Origin of the sequence: Caulobacter sp. S45, assembly GCF_009765965.1 — a bacterium.
Classification (GTDB): domain Bacteria; phylum Pseudomonadota; class Alphaproteobacteria; order Caulobacterales; family Caulobacteraceae; genus CAHJWH01.
The window spans coordinates 2,024,040-2,042,143 of record NZ_LMUL01000014.1 but is presented as its reverse complement, the minus strand read 5'-3'; the positions used below and the strand labels follow the sequence as shown (position 1 = coordinate 2,042,143).

The 18,104-nt window shown below is 68.6% G+C and carries 17 protein-coding genes; 2 read left to right on the top strand and 15 right to left on the bottom strand.

Annotated features, from left to right (window positions below; genetic code table 11):
- Nucleotides 1-71: 71 nt before the first annotated feature.
- The 9 genes from lnt to GSQ87_RS16495 all read right to left on the bottom strand — a co-directional run bounded on the left by lnt (nt 72) and on the right by GSQ87_RS16495 (nt 8,818).
- Entirely contained in the window at nt 72-1,634 is a 1,563-nt protein-coding gene (gene lnt, locus GSQ87_RS16535) for an apolipoprotein N-acyltransferase (protein ID WP_158916428.1), read from the bottom strand.
- The gene (locus GSQ87_RS16530) at nt 1,631-2,626 is read right to left on the bottom strand and encodes a hemolysin family protein (protein WP_158916427.1); all 996 of its coding nucleotides are present in this window, start codon (nt 2,624-2,626) and stop codon (nt 1,631-1,633) included. Before GSQ87_RS16530 ends, lnt begins: the two co-directional genes overlap by 4 nt.
- A complete protein-coding gene (gene ybeY / locus GSQ87_RS16525) occupies nt 2,619-3,116 on the bottom strand; it encodes an rRNA maturation RNase YbeY (protein WP_158916426.1) in 498 nt (165 codons plus the stop codon). Before ybeY ends, GSQ87_RS16530 begins: the two co-directional genes overlap by 8 nt.
- A complete protein-coding gene (locus GSQ87_RS16520) occupies nt 3,113-4,069 on the bottom strand; it encodes a PhoH family protein (protein ID WP_158916425.1) in 957 nt (318 codons plus the stop codon). The genes ybeY and GSQ87_RS16520 overlap by 4 nt, the downstream gene beginning before the upstream one ends.
- The gene (gene miaB, locus GSQ87_RS16515; protein ID WP_256375906.1) at nt 4,066-5,529 is read right to left on the bottom strand and encodes a tRNA (N6-isopentenyl adenosine(37)-C2)-methylthiotransferase MiaB; all 1,464 of its coding nucleotides are present in this window, start codon (nt 5,527-5,529) and stop codon (nt 4,066-4,068) included. Before miaB ends, GSQ87_RS16520 begins: the two co-directional genes overlap by 4 nt.
- A gap of 4 nt (nt 5,530-5,533) precedes the next feature.
- Nucleotides 5,534-5,947, bottom strand: a complete 414-nt coding sequence (locus tag GSQ87_RS16510) for a Fur family transcriptional regulator (RefSeq protein WP_158916423.1) — start codon at nt 5,945-5,947, stop codon at nt 5,534-5,536.
- 31 nt (nt 5,948-5,978) lie between these two features.
- Entirely contained in the window at nt 5,979-6,458 is a 480-nt protein-coding gene (rimI, locus tag GSQ87_RS16505; protein ID WP_254063033.1) for a ribosomal protein S18-alanine N-acetyltransferase, read from the bottom strand.
- The gene (tsaB, locus tag GSQ87_RS16500; protein ID WP_158916422.1) at nt 6,455-7,123 is read right to left on the bottom strand and encodes a tRNA (adenosine(37)-N6)-threonylcarbamoyltransferase complex dimerization subunit type 1 TsaB; all 669 of its coding nucleotides are present in this window, start codon (nt 7,121-7,123) and stop codon (nt 6,455-6,457) included. The genes rimI and tsaB overlap by 4 nt, the downstream gene beginning before the upstream one ends.
- A gap of 141 nt (nt 7,124-7,264) precedes the next feature.
- Complete coding sequence (locus tag GSQ87_RS16495; protein WP_158916421.1) at nt 7,265-8,818, bottom strand: inorganic phosphate transporter; 1,554 nt, start codon at nt 8,816-8,818, stop codon at nt 7,265-7,267.
- A gap of 245 nt (nt 8,819-9,063) precedes the next feature.
- Here GSQ87_RS16495 and GSQ87_RS16490 point away from each other — a divergent pair, with 245 nt between their 5' ends.
- Nucleotides 9,064-10,512 (top strand): AMP nucleosidase, encoded by a 1,449-nt coding sequence (locus tag GSQ87_RS16490; protein ID WP_158916420.1) that lies wholly within the window; start codon nt 9,064-9,066, stop codon nt 10,510-10,512.
- Nucleotides 10,513-10,628: 116 nt separating this feature from the next.
- Here GSQ87_RS16490 and metH read toward each other — a convergent pair whose 3' ends face one another.
- The 4 genes from metH to metF are packed head-to-tail and all read right to left on the bottom strand — an operon-like array spanning nt 10,629 to nt 15,656.
- Nucleotides 10,629-13,277, bottom strand: coding sequence for a methionine synthase (metH, locus tag GSQ87_RS16485; protein ID WP_158916419.1), 2,649 nt, complete (start codon nt 13,275-13,277; stop codon nt 10,629-10,631).
- Entirely contained in the window at nt 13,274-13,690 is a 417-nt protein-coding gene (locus GSQ87_RS16480; RefSeq protein ID WP_158916418.1) for a hypothetical protein, read from the bottom strand. Before GSQ87_RS16480 ends, metH begins: the two co-directional genes overlap by 4 nt.
- The gene (locus GSQ87_RS16475) at nt 13,687-14,748 is read right to left on the bottom strand and encodes a homocysteine S-methyltransferase family protein (RefSeq protein ID WP_158916417.1); all 1,062 of its coding nucleotides are present in this window, start codon (nt 14,746-14,748) and stop codon (nt 13,687-13,689) included. The genes GSQ87_RS16480 and GSQ87_RS16475 overlap by 4 nt, the downstream gene beginning before the upstream one ends.
- The gene (gene metF, locus GSQ87_RS16470) at nt 14,745-15,656 is read right to left on the bottom strand and encodes a methylenetetrahydrofolate reductase [NAD(P)H] (RefSeq protein ID WP_158916416.1); all 912 of its coding nucleotides are present in this window, start codon (nt 15,654-15,656) and stop codon (nt 14,745-14,747) included. The genes GSQ87_RS16475 and metF overlap by 4 nt, the downstream gene beginning before the upstream one ends.
- 150 nt (nt 15,657-15,806) lie before the next feature.
- Here metF and GSQ87_RS16465 point away from each other — a divergent pair, with 150 nt between their 5' ends.
- Entirely contained in the window at nt 15,807-16,346 is a 540-nt protein-coding gene (locus GSQ87_RS16465; protein WP_158916415.1) for a hypothetical protein, read from the top strand.
- A gap of 69 nt (nt 16,347-16,415) precedes the next feature.
- Here GSQ87_RS16465 and GSQ87_RS16460 read toward each other — a convergent pair whose 3' ends face one another.
- Both GSQ87_RS16460 and GSQ87_RS16455 read right to left on the bottom strand, forming a co-directional pair.
- Nucleotides 16,416-17,006: a glycine zipper 2TM domain-containing protein gene (locus GSQ87_RS16460; protein ID WP_216839360.1), complete on the bottom strand. Its 591-nt coding sequence runs from the start codon at nt 17,004-17,006 to the stop codon at nt 16,416-16,418.
- 276 nt (nt 17,007-17,282) lie between these two features.
- On the bottom strand, nt 17,283-18,065 hold the full coding sequence (locus GSQ87_RS16455; protein WP_158916413.1) for a succinate dehydrogenase iron-sulfur subunit: 783 nt from the start codon (nt 18,063-18,065) through the stop codon (nt 17,283-17,285).
- Nucleotides 18,066-18,104: the final 39 nt, after the last annotated feature.

The window sequence follows — 18,104 nt, the reverse complement described above, 5'->3', positions numbered from 1 at the left end:
CTGCCTCTGACCTGCTCAAAAACGTATTGTCAAGCTTTCGCCCATTTGGCCCAGGTGATGGTGCGGCTGATTTATAGTTTAGATTTCTTAATAAACAACGCCGACGCGAAACCGAGCAACAGAAGCACGCAGAACGGCAGTTCTCGCAACTTTGAATAGGGTGTGGGAGCAAGACGACCGGGCAGGGCCGTGTCGATGATCCCTTGGCGGCCAAGGCCCAGCCGTGCGCGAACTCGTCCATAGGCGTCAACAACAGCAGAAACGCCCGTAGGGGTTGCGCGGATCAGTGGGAGTCCTTCTTCGATCGCCCGGTAGCTGGCGAGATTCAGGTGCTGGAGCGGTCCGGTGGTCTGACCAAACCAAGCATCGTCAGAGACATTGACGATCCAGTCGGGTCGTCCGCCTATGGATGAGGTGAAGCCGGGAAACAGGCTTTCGTAGCAGATCAGGGGTTGCATCCGCGGCACGCCCGGGATGCTGACCGGCGCCGGTACGGGCCCGGGCGAGAACGGTTCGCCGTTCTGCACCAGGCTGCTCAGGTGCAACAGCGAGAACAGTCCAGGAAAGGGCAGGAACTCGCCGAACGGCACCAGCCGGTACTTGTCGTAGACGGCCAGGGCGCGGAAACCCGTCTGGGTCCGGCGCATCATCAGCAGGCTGTTGTAGGCCTTCTGCGCGCTTTCCGGTCCGCTGAAGCGGTAGCCGCCGTTCAGCAGGGTCTGGCCGGGACGGAAGGCTGAGGCCAGTTCGGCTTCGGTCCAGGTCCCCTCCGCCAGGTAGGTGTTGAACGGGGCCGGGATCGCGCCTTCGGGCCAGATCACCACATCGGGCGTCCGCGCGGCCGGCCAGGCGCTGAGGCGCATGAACCGATCGAACCGCTGGCGGAACAGGGCCTCGGTCCAGACCGGTTCCTCCTTCAGTCCCGGTTGGACGATCCGTAACCGGACGGATGTATCGGCGGGAAGCGGTACGGCGAGCCGCATCGCGCCATAGCCCCACAGCACTCCCAGGGCGAGGGCTGCGGCGGCGAGGGCGGCGGCGCTCGATTTCGGGCGGTCCCGGTCGGCCAGGACGATCGGGGTCGCGCCTATGGCCACGGTGAGGAAGGTCATGCCGTAGGCGCCGATCAGGCTGGCGCCCTGCGACATCGCCGATCCCGCGCGCCACGTCTCGCCCGGCAGGTCCCAGGGAAAGCCGGTCAGCACATGGCCGCGCAACCACTCGAAGCTGGACCAGACCGCGGCGAAGGTGAGGATGCGCCAGGCTCCTCGCGGTGCGATCAGCCGATAGACCAGGCCCGCCCCGCCCCAGAACACCCCGATGCCGCCAGCGGTGAACAGCACCGCCAGCGGCGCCTGCCAGCCATGGGCGGCGGCGTCGACGAAGAAGGCCTCCGCCACCCACCAGGTGCCGACCAGCAGATAGCCCGTCCCCGCAGCCCAGCCGCGGAAGAAGGCGGCGCGCAAGGGTCGGTGCGCTGGCGTCAGATCCAGGCTCAGTTGCAGCAGGGCGTAACCGAACACCCCGATCCAGAGCCCGAACGGCGGGTGGGCCAGGGCGGCGATCACCCCCGCCGCGCACGCCAATCCAGCGCCTCGCCAGGGAGCGAGACCATCCGTCGATCGCAGGTTCACAAAGTCTCGCTGCTAGGCAGGCTGAGCGGTTCGACCCCGAAGGCCTCGGATATGGGCGTGGCGGATGGGTTGGTTTGAGCCGACATCGGCCCGAGCGCGGCCGCACCGGCCCGGTCGGGCGCCGGACGGATGCGCAGGCGGCGGATGCGCCGGGGATCGGCGTCGACCACCTCGAACTCCACCCCTGCCGGATGCACGATCACCTCGCCCCTCTGCGGCACGCGTTTGGCCAGGGTGGCCACCAGACCCGCCACGGTGTCCACCTCCTCGTCCTCGTCGGGCAGGGACAGGCTGTGGCCGAGCAGGGCTTCCAGCTCGTCCAGGGGGACGCGGGCGTCGGCTTCCAGCAGGCCGCCGGGGCGCGCCACCACCGAGGGTTCGGCCTGTTCATCGTGTTCGTCGGAAATCTCGCCGACCACCGCCTCGACCAGATCCTCCAGCGTGACCAGGCCGTCGGTGCCGCCAAACTCGTCGATCACCAGCGCCATGTGGCTGCGCGCCACCCGCATCCGCAACAACAGGTCCGCCGCTCGCATCGAGGCGGGGACGTACAGCAGGTCACGTCGCAGGCGGTGCAGCACCGGTTCGCGCCACGACAGGGCGATATCGGTGGCGGGTTCGGCGCCCATGGGCGCGATCAGCCGCAACAGGTCCTTGATGTGGACCACCCCGATGGGGTCGTCCAGGGTCTCCCGATAGACCGGCATGCGCGAATGCTCGGAGTCCACGAACCGGCGCACCACCTCCGATAGGGGGACGGACACCTCCAGCGCCAGGATGTCGGCGCGCGGTGTCATCACGTCGGAAATCCGCAGGTTCTGGAAGGCTTCCGCCTGGTCGACCAGGTCGACCGCCGCTTCGTCGGCCTCGGGCGCGGCGGTGTGGGGCGCGGCGTCGCGGCGCAGCCAGCGCGACAGCAGGCCGCCCATGCCGGCCCGGCGGGTGCGCCGACCGTAAGGATCGCCCGGACTTCGGCCGTGTGGATCAGCCATGACGGATCATCCCGTCCTGTCCGAGCCCGTCGGGGTCGGCGTAGGGGTCCGAAATATCGAGCGTCTGGAGGATCGCCCGTTCCATCGCTTCCATGGCCTCCGCCTCGGCGTCCGCCTGATGGTCGTAGCCGAGCAGGTGCAGGGTCCCATGCACCGCGAGATGCGACAAGTGGTGGCTCAGCGGCTTGCCCTGGGCCTCCGCCTCGCGCGCGCAGACGCCGTAGGCCAAGGCGATGTCGCCCAGGTGCGGATGGGCGCTCTCGGCGGCGGGGAAGGACAGCACGTTGGTCGGCTGGTCCTTGTCGCGGAAACGGGCGTTCAGCTCGCGTACCGCTTCGTCGTCCGCGAGCAGGACGGCGATGGTCTCATCCGAAACGGTGGGCGCTTCGACCTCGAACGCCAGCGCGGCTTCGACCGCGCGGCGGACCAGCGTTTCCGCGTCGGGCAGCGCCTGGGTCCACGCCTCGTCCTCGACTTCGACCTCGATCATTTGCGGCCCTGCGCGGCGTCGGCGTCGTAGGCCTTGACGATCCGCTCCACCAGCGGGTGGCGGACCACATCGGAGGCCTCGAACCGCGCCACCGCCACGCCCTTGACGTTCTCCAGGATGCGGGTGGCGTGGGACAGGCCGCTGTCGCCGCCGTTGGGCAGGTCGACCTGGCTCGGATCGCCGGTCACCGCCATCCGCGCGCCCTCGCCCAGCCGGGTCAGGACCATCTTCATCTGCAGCCGGGTGGTGTTCTGCGCCTCGTCGACGATGACATAGGCGTGCGACAGGGTGCGGCCGCGCATGAAGGCGATGGGCGCCACCTCGATCTCGCCCCGGTCGCGGCGGCGGCGCAGTTGTTCGGCCCCCATGATGTCGGACAGGGCCTCCCAGATCGGGGCCAGATAGGGATCGACCTTCTCGGTCAGGTCGCCGGGCAGGAAGCCGAGCCGTTCGCCGGCCTCCACCGCCGGGCGGGTGACCACCAGCCGATCCACCTCGCCGCGCATCAGCAGCGAGGCGCCGTAGGCCACCGCCAGGAAGGTCTTGCCGGTGCCGGCCGGCCCGACGCCGAACACCAGCTCGCAGCGGGCGAGATCGTCGAGATAGCGCGCCTGGGCCGGGGTCTTGGGCGCGATGGCGCCTCGGCGGCCCATCGGGAGGGCGGGTCCACCCGAGGCGGCGGCGTCGCCTGAACGGGCGGTGAGGATGGCGGCGCGCACATCGCTCTCGCCGACATCCGAGCCGTCCTGAGCGCGGGCGGCGATGGCGCCCACCGCGCGCTTGGCCCCGGCGCGGCCCTTGGCGTCGCCCTTGATCCTCACGCCGCCGCCGGGCGTTTCGAGCAGCACATGGAAGGCGTCCTCGATCAGGGCGGTGTGTCGGCTGTGGGGTCCGGCGACCGCGCGCACGGCGAGGTCGGGCAGGGCGAGGAACTCTTCGGCGTCGCGGCTCAAGCCGACGCCTCGGTGCGTGGTCGAACCGGCGTGTCCGCCGATGCGCCCGCCAAGGCGTTGGCTAGAGAGTCGGCTAGGGAGCCAGTGAGGCTGTTGGGACCTTGGGCGGTGATGTCCACCTGGACGATTTCTCCGATCATCGACGCCGGCGCCTCGGCCCAGACGGCCTGGAGATAGGGGCTGCGGCCGATCAGCTGACCGTCCTGGCGCCCCAGTTTCTCGAACAGCACCGGCAGGCGTCGCCCGACCGTGACGGCGTTGAAGGCCGAGGTCTGCGCGGCCAGCACGGCTTGCAGCCGGGCCAGGCGTTCGCTTTTCACGGCTTCGTCGACCTGACGCGGCATGGCGGCGGCGGGGGTGCCGGGGCGGGACGAATATTTGAACGAGAAGGCCGAAGCGTAACGGACCTGCTCGATCAGGCTCAGGGTGGCCTCGAAGTCGGCGTCGGTCTCGCCGGGGAAGCCGACGATGAAGTCGCCGGACAGCGCGATGTCAGGCCGGGCCGCACGGACGCGCTCGACCAGCCTGACGTAGTGATCGGCGGTGTGGCCGCGGTTCATCGCCTTCAGCACCCGGTCGGAGCCGGACTGGACCGGCAGGTGCAGGTAGGGCGCCAGCGCCTCCACCTCGGCATGGGCTAAGACCAGATCCTCGCCCATGTCGCGCGGATGACTGGTGGTGTAGCGGATTCGGTCAAGGCCTTGGATTTCGGCCAGCCGGCGGATCAGCCGGGCCAGCGACCAAGTTCCGTCCGAGTGCCGGCCGTCAGAACCCTGGCCCGCATAGGCGTTGACGTTCTGGCCGAGCAGGGTGACTTCGCGCACGCCCTGGGCCGCGAGGCTTTCCGCCTCCGCCAGGATCGCCGAGGCCGGGCGGGAATATTCCGCGCCACGGGTATAGGGCACCACGCAGAAGGTGCAGAACTTGTCGCAACCCTCCTGAACGGTGAGGAAGGCCGCCGGGCCGCCGACGTGGCGCGCGGTGGGCAGGGCGTCGAACTTGTTTTCCGGCGCGAAATCCGCCGCTAAACGCTCGCCCTTGGCGCGCGACACCCGCGCGATCAGTTCGGGCAATTGATGATAGGCCTGGGGTCCGACGACGAGGTCCACCGCCGGCGCGCGGTTCATGATCTCCGCGCCTTCCGCCTGGGCCACACAGCCGGCCACAGCGATCGTCATACGCGGGCCGCCGGCCTCAAGCCGCTCGTCGCGCAGCTCGCGCATGCGGCCGATTTCGGAATAGACCTTTTCGGCGGCCCTCTCGCGAATGTGGCAGGTGTTCAGCACCACCAGGTCCGCGCCTTCGGCGGCGTCGGCCAGGCTGTAGCCCAGCGGGCGCAGGACGTCGGCCATCCGCTCGCTGTCGTAGACGTTCATCTGACAACCGTAGGTCTTGATGAACAGGCGCTTTGGCGCGGTCTCGCCGACTGCCGCCGCGCCGGAAGGGACGTCGGGTTCCAGGTGCCTACGCGCCCTTATCCAGCGGTATGCCGTACAGCTCCAGCCGGTGGTCCACCAGCCGGTAGCCCAACCGCTGGGCGATCAGGCTCTGCAGACGTTCGATCTCCTCGTCCACGAACTCCACCACCTGGCCGGTCTTCATGTCGATCAGGTGGTCGTGGTGGATGTCGGGCGCCTCCTCGTAGCGGGAGCGGCCGTCGCGGAAGTCGTGGCGGGCGATGATGCCGGCCTCCTCGAACAGCCGCACCGTGCGGTAGACGGTGGCGATCGAGATGTGGGGGTCCACGGCCACGGCGCGACGGTACAGCTCCTCGACATCCGGATGGTCGTGGGCGTTCGACAGCACGCGCGCAATGACGCGACGCTGGTCGGTCATGCGCAGGCCCTTGTCCGCGCAGGCTTTCTCTATCCGGTCCAAGTCGCCGCTCCTCAACCGTCTTTACATAGTCTCAACCGCGCCCGGTGTTAAGCGGACGCCGCATCAGCAGGGCGTCGATTGCGACCCCGCCCGTACGGGCATAATAGCGCGGCCGGCGGCCTTCGGCGACAAAGCCCGTCCGGCGATACAGCGCAATGGCGGCGGCGTTGTCCTCGGCGACTTCCAGCCACAGAGTTTCGGCCCCGGCCGCCAGGGCCACGGCGACCCCCGCCTCGACCAGGGCGGCGGCGAGGCCCTGCCGGCGAGCGGTGGGAGACACCGCCAGGGTCAGGATCTCGGCCTCTCCGGCCACGGTGCGGATCAGCAGGAACCCGGCGGCCTTCATGTCCGTCCCGGCGACCAGTCCCGCGACGCAGGGACCGTCCAGCGTCTCGCGCAGGGCGTCGGCCGACCAGGGGTGATCGAACCCCGCGGCATGGATGTCCGCCAGGGTCGGCAGGTCCGAGGGCGCGACGGGCCGCAGCCGGGCTTTGGCCGCCGGGATGCTCACGATGCGGCCGCGGTGCGTTCGGCGATCGTGCGGGCGTCCGGCGCCCGCAGGTAGAGCGGTTGGGGCCGGCGGTCGGGGACGGAGCGGTTCAGGGCCAGGCGGCCCAGGATCGAGGCGTCCGCTTCCGGGCTGGGCAGGATGTCCACGCCTGCGAGGCGCTCGGCGAGCAGGGCCGCGCCCGAGCCGGTCAGGACGCCGCCGTCCCGGAAACCTAGCCCCTCCAGGCGCTCGGCCGCGGCTTCGATGTCCATAGCGGCCGGCGGGTCGAGCGGCGTCCCGTCGCGGAAGGCCTGGAGATAGACCTGCCCCCGCTTGGCGTCGATCACCGCCGCCGCCAGGCCATGGGCCGCGCCTGGCGTCGAGGCGATCATGACCTCCAGCGTGCCGACGCCGATACAGGGGACGTCCAGCGCCAGCGACAGCGCCTTGGCGAAGGCCAGCCCGACCCGCACGCCGGTGAAGGAACCGGGGCCGACGACCACGGCGATCCGCGCCAGGTCCGCGAAGGCGAGGCCGGCTTCGGCCATCGCCTCGGCCACCATAGGGGCGAGACGCTCCTGGTGCCCGCGCTGCATGGGTTCGGAGCGGACGGCGAGGGCGGCGGAGCCGTCGAGCACGGCGACCGAACAGGCGTCGAGCGCGGTGTCCAAGGCGAGAAGTTTCATCCCACCAAATCTAGAACCAAATCGGCGCGCTTAGAACCGGATCGGTTCCGTTTTAGGTCCAGCGAGGCCGGCGGGGGGCCAAACGAATTCGGGCGGCGCCGTTTCCGACGCCGCCCGCAGCTTTCGTTGCTGACGGATGCCTTAGCCGGCGGCGCCGAAGACCATGCGCAGGATGGCGTAGAGCACCCCGGAGATGGTGATGGCGGCGGGCAGGGTCAGCACCCAGGCCAGGCCGATGTTGCGGAGCGTGCTCCACTGCAGCCCTGATCCGTTGGCCACCATGGTTCCGGCCACCCCGCTGGAGAGGATGTGGGTGGTGGACACCGGCAGGCCCAGATATTCGGCGCCGCCGATGGTGATGGCGGCGACGATCTCGGCTGCGGCGCCCTGGCCGTAGCTCAGATGGTCCTTGCCGATCTTCTCGCCGACCGTGACCACGATCCGCTTCCAGCCGATCATGGTGCCCAGGCCCAGCGCGATGGCCACCGAAGCCTTCACCCAGAAGGGGATGAAGCGGGTGCCCTTGTTCAGCAGGCCGCCGTAGCTCTTCATGTCCTTGGCTTGGTCGCCGGCGAACTTGAAGCCTTTCTTGCCCAGCGCCGTGACGGCGTCGGAGACCATGAACATGTCGGCGCGCAGGTTCTGGGTCCGGGCGGCCGGCACCTTGCGGACCGCGCCGTAGGTCTTCACCTCGTTGCCGATCTCGCCGGACAGGACGGCGAGCGCCGCCATGCTCTGGCCGTTGGTGACGTCGCCGCCGTTCAGGGCGGTCTTCACCTGGGCGCGGGCCGTGGTCGGGTCCGGCGCGGCGGCGCCTTTGGCGTAGCTCAGGAAGGCGGTCTGGGCCTTGGCCGAGGAGCTGATGAAGGCCGGGGCCTGGCTGTCGGGCATGGTGCGGTTCAGCGCATAGGCTGTGGGCGCCACGCCGATCAGGATCAGCATGATGATGCCCATGCCCTTCTGCCCGTCGTTGCCGCCGTGGAAGAAGGACACGCCGGTGCAGGTCAGGATCAGCAGGCTGCGGATCCACAGCGGAGGGCTGTGGTCTGGGTCGGCCGGCTCGTAGAGCTTTTTCGAGCGGACCAGCAGCTTGAACATGAGCAGCATCAGGGCCGCCAAGGCGAAGCCGCAGACCGGGCTGAACAGCAGGGCCTGGATGATCTTGCCGGCCTGGCCCCAATCCACTCCGGCCGAGGCGTTGCGGCCGGACAGCAGTTGGTTGGCCAGACCCACGCCCAGGACCGAACCGATCAGGGAGTGGGAGGAGGAGTTCGGCAGGCCGAACCACCAGGTGCCCAGGTTCCAGATCACGGCAGCCAGCAGCAGCGAGAAGATCATGGCGTAGCCGCCGGCGCTGCCGACGCCCAGGATCAGGTCCACCGGCAGCATGGTGACGATGGTGTAGGCCACCGCTCCGGTGGAGACCATCACGCCCAGGAAGTTGAAGAAGCCGGACCAGACCACCGCGACCATGGGTGGCAGGCTCTTGGTGTAGATGACCGTGGCCACCGCATTGGCGGTGTCGTGGAAGCCGTTGACGAACTCGAAGCCCAGCGCGATCAGCAGCGCGATGCCGAGGAGCACGAAGGCGCCGATGGCCAGGGGCTCGCCGCCGCCGTAGGTCTTCAGGTCGCTCAGCAGGCCGTAGACGGCAAAGCCGACGCCCGCCACCAGGAACAGGGCGAAGGCCGCCATGCCCGAGGGGTGTACCTTGCTGTCGAGCGATATACCCTTCTTGGGCGCAATATCATGCTCCCCAACGCTAGGCTCAAAAGTCACTGTCGCCACGAGCGATATCCCCCTGCTCTGGTAATCGACTCTAGCAAAGCATAAGGATTAACTGTTGTGGCGTGAACTTTACATGACGCCGATTCTAGGGCAGGCGACCTCGACTCATCTTCGCCTATCAAGCGCCGCCGTACGACGGTAGAGTCCGGGCGATGACACCCCAAGACCTCTCCGCCCTCGTCGACGATCTGGACAACATCTATCGGCGCTCGGTCGCCAATCTCCGCCAGGCGCTGGCGGCCTATCTGCGCGAGGGCGTGCGGCCCGATCCGCAGACCCGCGTGAACGGCGCCTTCGCCTATCCCGAGCTCAGGGTGCTCTATGCGCCGGAGGGCGCGCCGGCGCGGGTGCAGCGGGCCTTCGCGCGGGTGAGCCGACCGGGCGTCTACGCCACCAGCGTCACCCGCCCGGCCTTGTTCCGCGCCTATCTGGTCGAGCAGCTCGGCCTGCTGGTGCGCGACTACGGCGTCGAGCTGACGGTAGGGCTTTCGGAGCAGGAGATTCCCTATCCGTACGTGTTGGACGGCGGCGAGAGCCTGGGCCTGGACGGGGCGGCGGCGGCGGACCTGGCGCGCTTCTTCCCGGCGACCCAGCTCTCCCACATCGGCGACGAGGTGGCTGACGGGCGCTGGATCAACATGCCCGAGACCCCGCACCCGCTGTCGTTGTTCGACGGGCCGCGGGTGGACTTCTCGCTGGCGCGTCTACGGCACTACACCGGCACGCCGGTGGAGCACATCCAGTCCTATGTTCTGTTCACCAACTATCACCGCTATGTCGACGAATTCGTGCGCTGGGGCGCGGCTCAACTGAAGACGGACGGCCCTTATCAGAGTCTGTCCTGCGCCGGCGGGGTGACGATCACCGCCGATACTCAGGACCCGGAGCGCGTCGCCGGCGAAGCGCCCTGGCGGCGCCACCAGATGCCGGCCTACCACCTGACCGCGCCGGGCGGGGCGGGCGTGACCCTGGTCAACATCGGCGTCGGCCCGTCGAACGCCAAGACCATCACCGACCACCTGGCGGTGCTGCGGCCCCACGCCTGGCTGATGATCGGCCACTGCGGCGGGCTGCGGGCGAGCCAGACCATCGGCGACTATGTGCTGGCCCACGCCTACCTGCGCGACGACCATGTGCTCGATCCGGTGCTGCCACCGGAAATCCCGATCCCGCCCATCGCCGAGGTCCAACTCGCCTTGCAGCGCGCCGCGGAGATCGTCACCGGCGAAACCGGCGAGGCGCTGAAGTCACGCTTGCGCACCGGCACGGTGGTGACCACCGACGACCGCAACTGGGAGCTCCGCTTCACCAAGTCGGCGCTGCGGTTCAACCAGTCGCGCGCGGTGGCCATCGACATGGAGAGCGCCACCATCGCCGCCCAGGGCTATCGCTTCCGGGTGCCGTACGGGACGCTGCTGTGCGTGTCCGACAAGCCGCTGCACGGCGAGATCAAACTGCCGGGCCAGGCCAACCGCTTCTATGAGCAGGCGATTTCCCAGCATCTGCAGATCGGGATAGCGGCCATGGACCTGCTGAAGCGCGAGGGTGCGCGGCTGCATTCGCGCAAGCTGCGGGCCTTCGACGAGCCGCCATTCCGGTAGGTCCTGCGTCCTTCGAGACGCCCCTTTGGGGCTCCTCAGGATGACGAGCGTGGGTGGGTTCCAAAACATTCGTCATGCTGAGGAGCGCGTAGCGCGTCTCGAAGCACGCAGTGCGTTTACCGCGACGGCTCGTAGTTGAGGATCGGGGAGAGCCAGCGTTCGGCGGTCTTGATCTCCCAGCCCTTGCGGCGGGCGTAGTCGCTGGTCTGGTCTCGGTCGATCTTGCCGACGCCGAAATAGTGGGCCTCGGGGTGGGCGAAATACAGGCCCGAGACCGAGGCGCCAGGGAACATGGCGAAGCTCTCGGTCAGCACCATCCCGGTGGCGGCCTCCGCGTCGAGCAGTCGAAACAGAGTGGCCTTCTCGGTATGGTCGGGCTGGGCCGGATAGCCGGGGGCGGGACGGATGCCTTGGTACTTCTCCGCCAGCAGGTCTTCCAGCGGCAGGGCCTCGTTCGGCGCGTAGCCCCAGAGTTCGTGGCGCACCCGCGCATGCAAGGCCTCGGCGAACGCCTCGGCCAGACGGTCGGCCAGGGCTGTGGACAGGATGGCGGAATAGTCGTCGCCGGCCTGCTTGTAGCCCAGCGACAGCTTGGTCTCGCCATGGCCGGCGGTGACCGCGAAGGCGCCGATATAGTCCGGCGGCCCGCCGACCGGAGCGATGAAGTCCGATAGCGCCAGGTTGGGCTTGCCGTCGCTCTTCTGCATCTGCTGGCGCAGGGTGTGCAGGCGCGTCAGCTCGGTGGTGCGGGTTTCATCCGTATACAGAACGATGTCGTCGTTCTCGCTGTTGGCCGGCCAGAACCCAACCACGCCCGAGGCCTGGAACAGGCCCTCTTGGACGATGCGGTCGAGCATGGGACGGGCGTCGGCGAACAGCGACTTGGCGGCTTCGCCGACCACGTCGTCCTCGAAGATGGCGGGGTAGCGGCCGACCAGCTCCCAGCTGGCGAAGAAGGGCGTCCAGTCGATCACCCGCGCCAGCGAGGCGAGGTCGTAGTTGTTGAAGGCGCGCGTGCCGAGGAAGCTCGGCGCCTTGGGCGGGTGGGCTGCGAAGTCGGTCCGATAACGGTTCTCGCGCGCCTGGGTCAGGCTGACACGGGCCTTCTGCTCGCGCCCCTTGGCGAACTGCTCGCGGATCTTGACGTATTCCTCGCGCACAGCCGCGCGCGCCTTGACCCCTTCGGTCGGCGACAGCAGGCCGGAGACCACGCCCACGCCCCGGCTGGCGTCGGCGACATAGATGGTGGAGCCCGAGAAGGCCGGCTCGATCTTCACCGCCGTATGGGTGCGGCTGGTGGTGGCCCCGCCGATCAGCAGCGGCAGGTCGATGCCGCGTCGCTCCATCTCGCTGGCCACGAACACCATCTCGTCCAGCGACGGGGTGATCAGGCCCGATAGCCCGACCACGTCCACCTTCTGCTCGACGGCGGCGTCCAGGATGCGGTCGGCGGGCACCATCACGCCCAGGTCGATCACCTCGTAATTGTTGCACTGGAGCACGACGCCGACGATGGACTTGCCGATGTCGTGCACGTCGCCCTTGACCGTGGCGAGCAGGATCTTGCCGGCGAACGAGCGGGGCTGGCCGGCCTTCTCGGCCTCCATGAAGGGCATCAGATAGCCCACGGCCTGCTTCATCACCCGGGCCGACTTGACCACCTGGGGCAGGAACATCTTGCCCGCGCCGAACAGGTCGCCGACCACGTTCATCCCGTCCATCAGCGGGCCTTCGATGACGTGCAGCGGGCGCTCCACGGTCAGACGCGCCGCCTCGGTGTCCTCGACGATGAATTCCGAGACGCCGTGGACCAGGGCGTGGGCCAGGCGCGCGGCCACCGGCTGGTCGCGCCATTTCAGGTCGACCACGCGCACTGCGCCCTTGTCGCCCTTGTACTTGGGGGCGAGGTCGACCAGCCGCTCGGTGGAGTCCGGCCGGCGGTTGAGGATCACGTCCTCCACCGCGTCGCGCAGTTCCGGGTCGATCTCGGAATAGACCGGCAGGTCGCCGGCGTTGACGATACCCATGTCCATGCCGGCGGCGATGGCGTGATAGAGGAACACCGCGTGCATGGCCCGACGCACCGGCTCGTTGCCCCGGAAGCTGAACGAGACGTTGGACACCCCGCCCGAGACATGGGCGTGGGGCAGGCTCTCGCGGATGCGGCGCGTGCCCTCGATGAAGTCGAGCGCGTAGCCGTTGTGCTCCTCGATCCCGGTCGCCACCGCGAAGATATTGGGGTCGAAGATGATGTCCTCGGGCGGGAAGCCCACCTGTTCGGTCAGGATGCGGTAAGCGCGGGTGCAGATCTCCACCTTGCGGTCGGCGACGTCGGCCTGGCCCTGTTCGTCGAAGGCCATCACCACCACCGCCGCGCCGTAGCGCAGGCAGGTCCTGGCCTGGCGGATGAACTTCTCTTCGCCCTCCTTCAGGCTGATGGAGTTGACGATGCAGCGACCCTGCACGCACTTCAGCCCGGCCTCGATCACCTCCCACTTGGAGCTGTCGACCATGATCGGCACCCGCGCGATGTCGGGCTCGCCGGCGATCAGGTTGAGGAAGGTGGTCATGGCCGCCTGGCTGTCGAGCAGGCCCTCGTCCATGTTGACGTCGATGACCTGGGCGCCGGCCTCGACCTGCTGGCGCGCGACCACCAGGGCCGCGCCATAGTCGCCGGCCGCGACCAGCTTCCTGAACTTGGCCGATCCGGTGACGTTGGTGCGCTCGCCGATGTTGACGAAGACGGGGCGGGGCGCTGTGGTCATGAATGGGCGCTCGGATTTGGCTCGCGACCCGCGAGTTGAAGGCGGCGCGAGATCACGGCCTGGGGCGCGCCGGCGCTCTGCAGCGCCCGCCACGCAGCGGGGTTGGTCGTCAGACGCGGGTGCAGCACCGCCAGCAACAGGTTCAGCTCCGCCATGCCGGCGTCGCGTGTCGCCGCCACGGCCGCAGCCGGCGTGGGGCCGATCGTGGCGTCCAGCCGGGCTATAGCCACTGGATCGCCGGCCGGCGCGAGATCGGCGCGAGCGATCAGCTGGTAGAAGACGCGGCCCAGGGTGGCGGATGCGGCGTCGCTTATCGCCGGCTTGTTCAGCCGGGTCCGCAAGGTGCGTAGGGCTTCCACCTCCACCTGGGAGAGGACGAGCCGGGGATTGGGACGGCCGGCCAAGTCGGTCATGCCATCTCGAACGGTTCCAGCCCCGACAGGCGCATCGCGGTCGGGCGGGTCGGCACGCGGCGGGGCGGTTTGCCCGCGACGCTTTCGGCGATGTGGCGGATGTGGTCCGGGGTGGTGCCGCAGCAGCCGCCCAGGATGTTGACCAGGCCGCTGGTCGCCCATTCCTCAAGCTGGCAAGCGGTCTCGTGCGGCTCTTCCTCGTATTCGCCGAAGGCGTTGGGCAGGCCCGCATTGGGGTAGGCCGAGACCATGCAATCGGCGATCCGCGACAGCTCGGCGACGTGGGGCCGCATCAGTTCGGCGCCGAGCGCGCAATTCAGGCCTACCGCCAGCGGCCGGGCGTGGCGGATCGAGTTCCAGAACGCCTCCACTGTCTGGCCCGACAGGGTGCGGCCCGAGCGGTCGGTGATGGTGCCCGAGACCCAGATCGGCAGCGGCTCCAGCCCGTCGTCCTCCAAGTCCAGGATCGCCTTGATCGCGGCCTTGGCGTTCAGCGTGTCGAAGATGGTCTCGACCAGGAACATGTCGACGCCCCCGGCGTGCAACACCAGGGCCTGCTCGCGATAGGCGTCGTAGACCTCGTCGAAGGTCACCGCCCGCTTGGAGGGATCGTTGACGTCGGGCGAGATCGACAGGGTGCGGTTCAGCGGTCCGATACAGCCGGCGACATAGCGCGGCTTGTCCGGGGTTTTGGCGCTCCAGGCGTCGGCGGCGGTGCGGGCCAGCTTGGCGGCGCAGGCGTTGATGTCCTTGACCGCCGCCTCCAGCCCATAGTCGGCCTGGCTGATCCAGGTGGAGTTGAAGGTGTTGGTGGAGATGATATCCGCGCCCGCCGCCAGATAGGCGTCGTGCAGGCCGGCGATCACGTCGGGGCGGGTCACGCACAGCAGGTCGTTGTCGCCTTGGAGCGGGCTGGGATGATCCTTGAACCGCTCGCCGCGGAAGTCGGCCTCCGACAGCTTGTGCTGCTGGATCATCGAGCCGGCGGCCCCGTCCAGGATCAGGATACGTGAGCGAGCGGCGGCCCTCAGGACCGTGATGCGATCGGCCCGGTTCATGCCGCGGCCTCCACCGGCGGGGCCGTGACGCCCAGCATCCGGCACACCGCATAGACCAGCTCGGCCCGGTTCAGGGTGTAGAAGTGCAGCTCGGAAAAGCCATTGGAGACCAGCTCCTTGCACAGTTCGCTGGCCATGGTGGCGGAGACCAGGCTGCGGGTCTCGGGGTCGGCGTCCAGGCCGTCGAACACCTTGGCCACGCGTTCGGGGATGCGGGCATGGCTGATCTCGGCCATGCGCTTCAGCCCCTTGACGCTGGTCACCGGCATTACGCCCGGCACGATGGGGATGCTGATCCCGGCCTTGCGCACCCGGTCTACGAACCGGAAGAAGGCCTCGGTATCGAGGAAGAACTGGGTGATGGCGCGGGTGGCGCCGGCGTCGACCTTGGCCTTCAGCACGTCGATGTCCTGTAAGATCGAGGGGCTTTCGGGGTGCTTCTCCGGATAGGCGGCGACGCTGATCTCGAAGGGTGCGATGCGGGCGATGGCGGCGGTCAGCTCGCCGGCGTTGCGATAGCATTCCGGACCCGGCTCGTAGGCGCCGCCGAGCTGGCCTGGCGGATCGCCGCGCAGGGCCACGATGTGGCGCACGCCCGCCTCCCAGTAATCGCGCACCACCTGGTCGACTTCCTCGCGGGCGGCGGCGACGCAGGTCAGGTGGGCGGCGGGACGCAACGGGGTCTCGGCCAGCATCCGTTTCAGCACGCCGAGCGTCCGCTCGCGGGTGGAGCCGCCGGCGCCGTAGGTCACCGAGACGAAGGTCGGGCCGAGCGGGGCCAGCCGGTCCACCGCCCGCCAGAGCTGGGTTTCCAGCTCGGCCGTCTTGGGCGGGAAGAACTCGAACGAAACGCGGGGGCGGCGATCCGTAGTCGGGCGGGCGGGAGCCGCGTCGGGCTGAACATCCATGTGAAGGCCATCATCGCGGGCGAGGGCGAGCCTCATATAAAGATATACTTATGTCCTTATTCGTTTCGGGTCAATTAAGCCGTCGTGCGTCGGGGGTGTAAACGCGCGAGGGATTGGCCATATTCGGCAAGGCGGGGCATGGAGGTTGTGATGCGCTTTCCATTGGTGCTGTTCGCCTGCATCTCGTTCATGCCGGCGCTGGCCTTGGCCCAGCAGCCGCCGCAAGTGGCGGTCGTCCTTGGGCCGGCGGTCCAGGCGCGGGTGGCCGATCTCGGCCGCAGCGATCTCGACGCGGTCAGCGACACGCTCGCACGCGAGGTCGGCCGCGCCGCCCAGCGCTCCAAGGCGCCCATTTCCCACATCGACCTGGTGATCGAGGACATCCAGCCCAATCGGCCGACCGTCGCCCAGCTCGGGCGCAGCGCCGGGCTTTCGCCGCACACCTATGGTCTGGGCGGCGCGGCGATCACCGGGTCCATGACGGTGGGTGGGGAAAACAAGCCGATCCGCTTCCGCTTCTTCCAGACCGACCGCCGCAATGCGGTGAATTTCAGCAACTGGGGCGATGCCGACCAGGCGTTCGACATGCTGAGCGATCGTGTCGCGCGGGGCGAGGCGCCCTATGACGACAAGCCCTGGCCGGCTCCGCGCACGGCCCAGTCGCTGACCGGCACGCGTATTCCGGGCTGAATAGGTCGACGCAAAAAGGGGCCGCCCTCGCGGACGACCCCTTCCTTGGTGCGACCTGATCGGGTGGGATCAGTAGCCGGTGCGTTCCATCCAATGGATGCTGGCGCCCAGATGGTCCAGGCGGGACTGGATGTAGCCGCGATCGTCTGGGCTCAGCCCGCCGCCGTTCTGGCCGCGGCGTTGGCCTTCCCAGGCACGGATGCTGCGCAGTTCGCCCCACGCCCGGCGAGCTTCCTGCGGGTTCAGGCGGCCCGTGTCGATGGCCCGCTGGATGCGCGTCTGCATGAAGTCCATCCGCTGGTGGATGCCGGTCGGGGCGCCCTGCCAGAAGCCGGCGGGGCCGGGGCCGCCGGGGCCGTAGCCGGGCCCACCTGGAGGCGGGCCGTAGTCATAGCCGGGAGGGCACGGGTCGTTGCGGCCGTTGGCGATCGTGCCGCCGGCGACAGCGCCGCCCACGGCGCCAAGGGCTGCGCCCGTGCCGCGCGAGTGGCGACCGGCCAGGACGCTGCCGAGCAACGCGCCCGCGCCCGCGCCGAGGATGGTGCCCTCGGCCGTGCTGGCCTGGTTGGACCGCACGCAGTTCGGGTCTGGCGGTTGGGCCAGGGCCGCGCTCGGCAGCAGGGTCGCCAGAATGCCCGCGACGACTAGTTTCTTGTTCATTCTCGCCTCCATCGCCGCGTTCGACCCGTTTCCAGGGCGCGCAGCCAGTGTGCTTGTTCTAGGGACGCCAAGCTGAACACAAGCTGACGAGCAGCTTAAACTGATCGTCAGGCTCGGCGGCCGTGGAGACGGCGTCCATAGCCCGCCCGCAACCCCGAACGAGGGTCAGCGTAGCGGGAGCAGATATGTTTCTCACCAGAAATCTCCGACAGCCCGCGTCTAACGCGCGAGCCGTCGGTTTGGTCTCAAAGCTCGGCTGTGAGCCTCGTCGCGAGCCTAGACGACCCGGTCGACCAGCATGGCCTTGATCGAGGCGATGGCCTTGGCCGGGTTCAGCCCCTTGGGGCAGACCTGGGCGCAGTTCATGATGGTGTGGCAGCGATAGAGCTTGAACGGGTCTTCCAGGTAGTCGAGCCGCTCGCCGGTGGACTCGTCGCGGCTATCGGCCAGCCAACGATAGGCCTGCAGCAGGGCGGCCGGGCCCAGGTACTTCTCCTGGTTCCACCAGTAGCTGGGGCACGAGGTCGAGCAGCAGGCGCACAGGATGCACTCGTACAGGCCGTCGATCTTCACCCGATCCTGCGGCGACTGCACCCACTCCTTCTGGGGTTCGGGCGTGTCGGTGTGCAGCCAGGGCTCGATCGACTCGTACTGGGCGAAGAACAGGGTCAGGTCGGGCACCAGGTCCTTGACCACCGGCATGTGCGGCAGGGGCGAGATGCTGATTTCCTTGCCGGGGATGTCCTTCCAGGCGTGAGTGCAGGCCAGGGTGTTGCGCCCGCCGATGTTGAACGCGCACGACCCGCAGACGCCCTCGCGGCAGGACCGGCGGAAGGCCAGGGTCGGGTCCATGGTGTTCTTGATGTGCAGGACCGCGTCCAGCACCATCGGCCCGCACTGGTCGACCGCCACGTCGTAGGTGTCCCAACGCGGATTCTCATCCGTTTCGGGATCGTAGCGATAGACCTTGAAGGTCTTCACCTGCTTGGCGCCCTCGGGCGCGGCGTGGTGCTTGCCCTTGGTGATCTTGGAGTTCTTGGGCAGGGCGAATTCGACCATCGAACAAGTCCTCTAGAGACGGGGCGCGGAGGCGGCGGC